At 69.9% G+C, this 8,621-nt stretch carries 10 protein-coding genes; 5 read left to right on the top strand and 5 right to left on the bottom strand.

Translation table 11 applies throughout. From position 1 onward, the window contains the following. From ftsL to RJ03_RS09490, 5 genes are all read right to left on the bottom strand, one after another. On the bottom strand, positions 1–483 hold a 483-nt coding region (ftsL, locus tag RJ03_RS09510; RefSeq protein ID WP_506330015.1), incomplete at its 3' end, for a cell division protein FtsL. Positions 484–567: 84 nt separating this feature from the next. Next, positions 568–1,539, bottom strand: a complete 972-nt coding sequence (rsmH, locus tag RJ03_RS09505; protein WP_036500337.1) for a 16S rRNA (cytosine(1402)-N(4))-methyltransferase RsmH — start codon at positions 1,537–1,539, stop codon at positions 568–570. A 164-nt stretch (positions 1,540–1,703) separates the two neighbouring features. Next, positions 1,704–2,135 (bottom strand): division/cell wall cluster transcriptional repressor MraZ, encoded by a 432-nt coding sequence (mraZ, locus tag RJ03_RS09500; protein ID WP_030514722.1) that lies wholly within the window; start codon positions 2,133–2,135, stop codon positions 1,704–1,706. Between the two features lie 484 nt (positions 2,136–2,619). Next, positions 2,620–3,048 (bottom strand): SCO2097 family morphological protein, encoded by a 429-nt coding sequence (locus RJ03_RS09495; protein ID WP_036500335.1) that lies wholly within the window; start codon positions 3,046–3,048, stop codon positions 2,620–2,622. A 124-nt stretch (positions 3,049–3,172) separates the two neighbouring features. Then, positions 3,173–3,616, bottom strand: coding sequence for an SAV_6107 family HEPN domain-containing protein (locus RJ03_RS09490; RefSeq protein WP_232329463.1), 444 nt, complete (start codon positions 3,614–3,616; stop codon positions 3,173–3,175). Positions 3,617–3,856: 240 nt separating this feature from the next. Here RJ03_RS09490 and RJ03_RS09485 point away from each other — a divergent pair, with 240 nt between their 5' ends. From RJ03_RS09485 to RJ03_RS09465, 5 genes are all read left to right on the top strand, one after another. Continuing rightward, positions 3,857–4,483 carry a GNAT family N-acetyltransferase gene (locus RJ03_RS09485; RefSeq protein WP_036500333.1) on the top strand — a complete coding sequence of 209 codons (627 nt, stop codon included), beginning with the start codon at positions 3,857–3,859 and terminating at the stop codon, positions 4,481–4,483. Further along, positions 4,480–6,042, top strand: a complete 1,563-nt coding sequence (locus RJ03_RS09480) for a phytoene desaturase family protein (RefSeq protein ID WP_036500331.1) — start codon at positions 4,480–4,482, stop codon at positions 6,040–6,042. Before RJ03_RS09485 ends, RJ03_RS09480 begins: the two co-directional genes overlap by 4 nt. After that, on the top strand, positions 6,039–6,824 hold the full coding sequence (locus RJ03_RS09475; protein ID WP_036500329.1) for a carotenoid biosynthesis protein: 786 nt from the start codon (positions 6,039–6,041) through the stop codon (positions 6,822–6,824). Before RJ03_RS09480 ends, RJ03_RS09475 begins: the two co-directional genes overlap by 4 nt. A gap of 74 nt (positions 6,825–6,898) precedes the next feature. Beyond that, on the top strand, positions 6,899–7,606 hold the full coding sequence (locus tag RJ03_RS09470) for an LppM family (lipo)protein (protein WP_036500328.1): 708 nt from the start codon (positions 6,899–6,901) through the stop codon (positions 7,604–7,606). Between the two features lie 67 nt (positions 7,607–7,673). Further along, on the top strand, positions 7,674–8,621 hold a 948-nt coding region (locus RJ03_RS09465; RefSeq protein WP_036500327.1), incomplete at its 3' end, for a glycosyltransferase family 2 protein.

The following is an 8,621-nucleotide window of genomic DNA, read 5'->3' as shown; positions in this document are numbered from 1 at the left end:
ACCCTCGGCCGGTGTCTCCTTACCGATCACCGTGACCGAACCGTCGGGCGCCACGAGCAGGCGGGCGGGATCCTTGGCCGGGATCATGCCCAGTTCGCGCGCGCGGTTGGCCAGTTCGGGCGCCGAGTCGGCGGCCTCGACCTCGCGCTGCAGGGCCGCGCGCTCGTCGAGCAGCTGCCGGTTGATGCGGCGGGCGTCGCTGAGCTGATAGCTGTCCTCGGCGGCATGCGTGGTCAACACCAGGGTCGCGAGCAGACCGCAGCCGAGCAGGGCCAGAATCGCCGCCACGAACGGCAGCCGCCCGGCCATCATCGACCCGGCGCGCCCGGGTAGCGGTGGAAGCACGCGCTCGCCCGCCCGATTGCGCCGGCGCGCATACGCGCGTTGGGCCGCACCGGATTTCACGCGGTCGGCGCTGTGCGCTCGCCGCGGCGCGGACCGCTGCGTCCGCTGTGGTGCGTCCACCCGTGTCCGCACGCTCATATTCCTGCCTCCCCTACCGATTTCCTGTGGGACTGCCCGTCGTAGTGCTGCCGCACCGGCAATACCCCCGTAGCCGGATCGCTGTCACCCGGCCGCCTGTATTCGCTCCGCGGCCCGCATACGCACCGGCGCCGCGCGTGGGTTCTCCTCGATCTCCGTTTCGCTCGCCTTCTCCGCGCCCCTGGTCAGAATCGCGAATTCCGGTCCCATACCGGGCAATTCGACGGGCAGGTCCAATGGTGTGCGCGAGGCCGAGGCCTGCGCGAAGATCTGTTTGACGACCTTGTCCTCCAGCGACTGGTAGGACATGACGACGATCCGCCCGCCGACCTCCAGCGCGGCCAGCGCCGCCGGCACCGCGGCTTCCAGCGACTCGAGTTCCCGATTGACCTCGATCCGCAAAGCCTGGAAGGTGCGTTTGGCCGGATGTCCGCCGGTGCGCCGGGTCGCCGCCGGGATCGCGTCGTAGAGCAGCTCCACCAGTTGCGCACTGGTCGTGAACGGCCGCTGCGCGCGCCGGCGGAGGACCTCGCTCGCGATCCGGCCCGCAAAGCGTTCCTCGCCATAGGTTTTCAGGATCCGGGCCAGGTCGCCGTGGCTGTAGGTGTTGAGCACATCGGCCGCGGTGAGGTCGGCGGTCGGATCCATCCGCATGTCCAGCGGAGCGTCCACCGAATAGGCGAATCCCCGCTCGGCCTCGTCGAGTTGCATCGAGGAGACACCGAGGTCCATCAGCACCGCGCGCACCGAACCGCGTTCCGGCAGCCCGGCCTGCCGCAGTGCGCCGGGCAGGCCGTCATATCTGGTGTGTACCAGCGTGATTCGGTCGGCGAAGGGCTCGAGCCGCTCGCCGGCCAGGCGCAGCGCCTCGGTATCACGGTCCAGCCCGATCAGGTGGATCGCGGGATAGGTCCGCAGAAAATGTTCGGCATGCCCGCCCAAACCGAGCGTGGCGTCGACCAGGACACCGCCGGATTCCAATGCGGGGCCGAGGATTTCGTCGGCACGCCGCAAGAGAACCGGCACATGGCGGGGGCGGTCGCTGTCATGATTCACCTCGACCTCCCGGATCCTGGCTCACGGTGCTTGCGACGGGTGGATGGCCTAACGAGTGGACAGCCAATGCCCCGGGGTCTCTGACCGAACACGGCACCTGGCGTTGGGGAAGTACGTCAGGGTCCGTGCCGGGCAGAGGCCGCAGGGCACTCGCCTGTCTCGGATCAGAAAATTCCGCCCAGCGACTCGTCTCCTGCCAGCGAGTAGTCCTCCTCGTGCTCGGCGAGGTAGGAATCCCACGCCTGTTTGTCCCAGATCTCGAGGAAATCGACCGAGCCGATCACCACGCAGTCCTTGGACAGGTTCGCGTAGCGGCGATGTTCGGCCGACAACGTGATCCGGCCCTGCCCATCGGGACGTTGTTCGTCCGTGGACGCCGCCAAGGCACGAACGAAAGCCCTTGCCTGCGGGTTGCTTCGGGACGCCGCCGCGGCTCGCCGCGCCAGGGCGGTGAACTCTTCTTTGGGATAGACGGCAAGGCTGTGGTCCTGACCTTTCGTGACCATCAACCCTCCCGCCAGCTCGTCGCGAAACTTCGCAGGCAACGTCAGTCGCCCTTTGTCGTCCAGCCGAGGCGTGTAGGTACCGAGAAACACAGTCTCGACACCTCCCGCTCGATCACCTCGTCTGATCGGCTCTTATCAGTGCGCGCTCCACATTACCCCACTTTCCCCCACTTTCAATCGAAAGCCGCGGTGATCTCGGTCCCCGGTCCGACGATCCAGCAGGTCAGCTCAGCTATCACCGCGGTGGGGAGATTTCATCGAGTTCCCCCGACACGCGCCGCCGGCGGGGCGGTCCGCCCGACAACCATCAGCAAACCCGCAGCTGGGAGCCGTCCCGGCAGGCGGTGGGTGAGCGTGGGGGCCGGGCATGGGGCAAGGTGGGGAAATGCGGGGGCGACGAATCCGGCGCAGCGTGAACGCGATCCGGATCACTCCGCGAAAAGAAAACGACACGCCGCACATCACGGCGTGTCGTTCGAGGTTGTTCCGTTGTCGGCTACTCGGTACCGGGCACGGCAATCATCGCGCAACCACATTCGGCCGCTCGCCGCCGCTTCGGGGCGCGAGCGGAGGCTCAGCTGTCCTGTTCGAAGCGGCGCCTGAACCGATCTTCCATGCGAGCGGAGAAGCCACCGGCCTTGCGTTGCTTACTCTTTGCCGCACGGCCGGGAACACCACCGGGACCGGAGGAGGCGTCGCCGCCGCCTCGGCCGCTCTTGGTCATACCCGAGCCGCCCAGCAACAACAACACACCCGCGCCGAACATCACGATGAAGCCGAGCAGGCTGATGATGGGGAATCCGCCGGGCTTGACGGGCAGGGCGATTCCCGCGATGAGAAGAACGAGGCCGAGGACGAAGAGCGCGGCCGCCTGAAGTCTGCGTCTTCCGGTGGCAGAGCGAAGCCGACCACCACGCACGGTCGAGGCGAATTTAGGGTCCTCAGCATAGAGCGCGCTCTCGATCTGTTCGAGCATGCGCTGCTCGTGCTCGGAGAGTGGCACGGTACCTCCCCCGGCACTAGGTCCTGGTTGTCGCCTCCGGGTAGACGACAAGTAGCCGACCTTGGCGGCTACTGCCACCAATGATACGAGTTCGATCAGTGCGCTACCACCTACTCGCCGATGTTCACGCCGTGCCGTCGGTGAGCCAGCCCGGCGCGGGACGTAACCGGGCCGCGGTAATCGCCAGCGCATCCTCCACATCGCGCAGGAATGCCTCCACCCGCGAGGCGAACTCGTCGGCCTGGGTGTCGCTGATCGCGCGGTCCAGTCCGGCCTCGAGCGCCGCCCTGGTTTCGGAGAAGGAGCTGAAGTAGTCCGACCACATGACGAATTCCGGAGCGGCCTGTTGCATCAGCACCCACGCGTTGCGGGAGCGAGCCCGCGGCGCCCGGTCGGCTCCGGTCGCGGCCAGCACCGCCCCGGCGCCGCGCAGGGCCGCCAGATACGCGCTGCGCAGCCGCTCGCTCGGGTCGGGTTCGGCCCAGGCCTGCTGCACCATCGTGTCCGCCCGGTCGAGCAGACCGCCCGCCCGGCCGGCACGTCGCGGATCGTCCATCCGACCAGCCATCTCGACACCTCCACATTTCGCATACCGGGCCCGGTCGACCGCGCCGAACCGAACAGGTATTCGAACGTTTCAATTGAATGTGAATATAGAGACGACCACCGACAGACTTTCGCGCCGAACGAGAGCCGCGCACCCTGGATGGGGACCCCGCACCCCCGTCCGACCCGCATCCGACGTCCGCCCCAGACCCCAGACACCTTCGACAGACAGAGACGGCCCCGAAGATATGGCTCCCCGCACATGACCGCCGTCAGGCCCCGCCACACCCCCGCGCCCGTCGTCGTCGACCTCTCGGCCGCGACATTGCGCCACCGGCTGAACGACGCCCTCGCCGTGTACGTCGCGGCGATGGACTATCCCCGCGGCACCGAACACCACCGCGCCCCGATGTGGGCCGAGCACACCACCCGGCCGGGCTGGCAGGCCGTCGCCGCGGTGGTACCCGACGACAGCGGCCAGATCGACCTGCGCACCGCGCCGATCGTCGCGATCGCCTACGGATATCGCGGTGCGCCGCACCAGTGGTGGCATCAGCAGGTGCACACCGGAATGCGCCGCTCGGGCTGGCCGGAGCAGACCGCGCGCGCCCTGCTGTCGGACTATTTCGAACTGACCGAACTGCACGTCCATCCCTCCGCCCAGGGACGCGGCATCGGCGAGACCCTGCTGGTGCGGCTGCTCGAGCAGCGCACGGAGGCGGCGGTACTGCTGTCCACACCGGAGGTGGACCGCGAGGCCAACCGCGCCTGGCGGCTGTATCGCCGGCAGGGATTCACCGATGTGGTCCGGCATTTCGTTTTCTCCGGTGATACCCGGCGCTTCGCCGTGCTCGGCCGCCGGCTACCGCTGCGGACGCCCGAGCAGTGACGACGCTGATCCTCGGCTCCGGCCACAACGCACTGGTCGCGGCCTGCTATCTGGCACGCGCGGGACATCCGGTGGAGGTTCTCGAGCGTGACGAGGTGCTCGGTGGCGCGGTGTCGACGGTCGAGCGCTTCCCGGGGCATCTCGTGGACCGCGGTTCCTCGGCGCACATCATGATCCGCCACACCGGCATCATCGAGGAACTCGAGCTGGAGAAGTTCGGGCTGCGTTACATCGACTGCGATCCTTGGGCTTTCGCGCCCGCGCCGGTGGGTTCCGGCGCCGAGCCGATCGTCTTCCACCGCGATGTCGACCGCACCTGCGCCTCGATCGAACGGGCCTGCGGCGCCCGCGACGCCGAGGCCTACCGGCGGTTCGTCCGTACGTGGGGGCCCCGGGCCCAGCGGGTGATGCGGGCGTTCGGCGGTGCGCCGACGCCGGGCCGGTTCCTGCGCGCGTTCTGGGGCCTGGATGCCCGGAGCGGCGGCAGCGCGCTGTCGCGGGAATTCCTGCAGTCCGGAGACGCCCTGCTGGACAGCTGGTTCGACGACGAACGACTGAAGGCGGCGCTGGCTTGGTTCGGCGCGCAGTCCGGGCCGCCGATGTCGGAACCCGGCACCGCGCCGATGGCCGGTTTCGCCGCATTGATGCACACGGTGCCGCCCGGCCGCGCGGTCGGCGGCAGCGGCGCGCTCACCACGGCACTCGTGGCGCGGTTGCGCGCCGACGGCGGAACCGTATCGGCCGGTGACGAGGTGACCGAGCTGCGCCGCTCGGGCGACGGCTGGCGGGTGCGCACGGCAGGCGGACGCGACCTGTTCGCCCACACCGTGATTTCCGGCACACACGTGCTCACCACCCTGGAATTGTTGCGGCGCGGCGGATTCGACGACACCGTCCTCGCCGACTGGCGGCGACGCATCCGGGTCGGGCCCGGTATCGGCATGGTGGTGCGGGCCGCCACCACCGCCCTTCCGGCGTACCCGGGCGCTGAACAACAGGAGTCGGCGCACGGACTGCAACTGCTGGTGTCCGATCGACGGCAGTTGCGCCTGGCCCACGCCGCCGCGCTGGCCGGGGAACTGCCGCCGCGTCCGGTGGTGCTGGCGATGAGTTTCAGCGCGCTCGACCCCACGATCGCGCCACCCGGCGAACATCAGCTGTCGCTGTGGGCGCAGTGGCATCCGCACCGGCTCGCCGACGGCAGTGACTGGCGCGCGCACGGTGAGCGCGAGGCCGACCGCATCATCGCCGAAGTCGATTCCTACGCACCGGGTTTCGCCGATTCGGTGCGGCAGCGGTACGTGCAGACCCCCGCCGATCTGGAGAGCGAACTGGGGCTGATCGGCGGCAACGTCATGCATGTCGAGATGTCGCTGGATCAGATGTTCTTCTGGCGGCCCATTCCGGAATTGTCCGGACAGAAGGTGCCGGGTGCGCCGGGGCTGTTTCTGACCGGGGCCTCCACCCATCCCGGCGGTGGGGTGTCGGGAGCCAGCGGGCGTACCGCGGCGGGCCTGGTGCTGCGCTCGCTGCGCCGCGGCCGTTTCGCGCGGCGATGACGGCGCGGCAGTGGCCGGCGGTGACCGCCGTGGCCTGGGTCGCGGCGCAGATCGCCTATCCCCTCACCGACGGCTCGGCGCGTGATCGGGTGACGGTCCTGATCGTCGCGCTGTCGGCGGCCACCGCGCTGCTGCACGCCTGGGTGGCCCGGGGCATCGGCTGGGCGGCCGGGTATGCCGTGATCGTCGGCGGCGTCGGCGCGGTCGCCGAAATGATCGGTACCGCACGCGGATTCCCGTTCGGCTGCTATCACTACGCGCACGGCCGGATCGGGCCCGACCTCGCGCAGGTGCCACTGGTCGTGCCGGTGGCCTGGGTCGGCGGTCTCTATCCGATCTGGGTGGCGACCGGGCTGCTGTGCCGCCGTACCGTCACCCGCATTCTGGCGACCGCGGTGGGCGCGGTGGGCTGGGACCTCTACCTCGATCCGCAGATGGTGGCCGACGGGCAGTGGACCTGGTGTTCGGCCCATCCGGGCCTGCCCGGAATCGGCGATATCCCGTATACGAACTACCTGGGCTGGTTCGCGGTCGGCGCCCTGATGGCGACGCTGCTCGCGGCGCTCGAACGCCGCTGCGCCCCGCGTGGCGCCGGACCCGCGGTACCGATCGCGGTGCTGCTGTGGACCTGGTTCGGATCGGCGCTGGCCCACGCGGTGTTCCTGGATCTGCCCGCATCGGCGGGGTACGGCCTGATCGGCCTCGGAGTGGTGGCCGTACCCACGGCGGTGTGGGTGCTGCGGGAGGCTCGGCACCGCGACCGGCTGCCCGCGCCGCCGTAAACGCCCGTCGCGTGCCGACGATCACAGCGGCTCATGGCACGATGTGTGCCGTGCAGCCGAGTCCGACACCATCGATGCCAGAGTCGACCCATACGCCGCGGCGAACCCGGCGTCGGCGCCTCTGGTCCGTAGCCTTGCTGGCGCTGCTGCTGGCACCGTTGCTGACCGGCTGCCTGCGGGTCCAGGTGTCGATGGGCGTCTCCTCGAACGACCGCGTGTCCGGGCACCTGGTGGCCGCGGTGATCCCGGCCAACGACAAGGACAAGGGCCCCGAGCTGAAGGCCCCCGAGACGCTGGCCGCGAAGATCCGGGTCGAGCCCTACAGCCAGGACGGCTACGTCGGCAGTCAGGTCTACTTCGACGACCTGACCTTCGGCGAGGTGCAGCAGCTGGGCGCGCTGTCGGATCAGACGCAGGGCATGTTCAACCTGCAGTTCATCCGCACCGGCGACAAGGTGACGCTCACCGGCCGGGTCGACCTGAAATCCGTTCCGCCGCAAGGTTCCGACGTGCAGTTCACCGTCGCGTTCCCGGCCCGGGTGGCCACCACCAACGGCACCCGCCAGGGCGATTCGACGGTCTCGTGGAAGCTTCCGGCCGGCGATGTGAGCACCGTGAAGGCCGAGGTCAGCTACGCCGATCCGAACACCCGTTCATTCGCCGGCTGGGCCGGAATCGTCGGCGGCATCACCCTCGCGGTGGCCGCCATGGTCGCGGTGCTGGCGTATCTGAATCGCAACCCCACGCCGCCGTGGCGTCCGCGGGTGAAACAGGACGCCTGAGCCGGACCACGATGGGCGCCGCGAGCACCGTCCCCGCCGCCTCGGCGCAGCCGCCGGGAGAGGCCATATGACGCCGCGCGGCGCGCGGTCGGTAGTCGAGCCGATCGTCACGGCGGGCGCGATCGTGGCCGGTGCTGGATGTGCGGTGGCACTGGTGAACCGACTGGCGATACGGCGGCTGCGGGCCGGCGCCACACCGGTGATCGAACCGGTGATCATCGCGATCCCGGCCCGCGACGAAGCCACCCGCCTCCCGCGGCTGATCGCGGATCTGCGTGCCCAGCAAGGGGTTTCGCGTATGCGGATCTGGATTCTCGATGACGGATCCACCGACGGCACCTTCCCGGCCGCCGTCGAGGCGATCGGTGACGACGACCGCTTCACCGTGGTCGCGGCCGACACCGACCCCGAACCCGGATGGACCGGCAAGACCGCGGCCTGCGCGCGCCTGGCCGAACTCGCGGGCGTCACCGTCGACCCGCCGCCCGGCGCCCTGATCTTCCTCGACGCCGACGTGCGGCTGCGCCCGCAGGCCATCGCCGCCGCGGTGAGCGAATTGCGCCGCAGCGGTGCGGGTTCGGTGTCGCCGTGGCCGTATCAGCGGGCCGGATCGCTCGCGGAGGCGCTGGTGCAGCCGCTGCTGTGCTGGTCGTGGGCCACGACGCTGCCGGTGCGGCTGGCCGATCGCAGCCTGCGGCCCTCGACCGCGGTGGCGTGCGGGCAGTTCCTCGTCTTCGACGCCGCGGTCTATCGCGCGGTGGGCGGACATGCGGCGGTGGCCGGTTCGATCACCGAGGATCTGGCGCTGGCGCGGGCGCTGCGGCGGGCCGGACACCGGACCGTGCTGGCGGCGGCGGGGACGCTGGCGAGTACTCGGATGTACCGGGGCGCAGCCGAAGTCGACGGCGGCTACACCCGCTGGCTGTGGTCGGCCTACGGCGGCCCGGCCGGTGCGGTGGCGGTGGATACGGTCGCCGCGGTCGCGTACGTGCTGCCCGTCCTCGCGGCACTGTTC

Origin of the sequence: Nocardia aobensis NBRC 100429 (genome assembly GCF_000308375.1) — a bacterium.
GTDB classification, from domain to species: domain Bacteria; phylum Actinomycetota; class Actinomycetes; order Mycobacteriales; family Mycobacteriaceae; genus Nocardia; species Nocardia aobensis.
The sequence above is the reverse complement of the archived record's forward strand: the minus strand, read 5'-3'. Positions and strand labels throughout refer to the sequence as shown.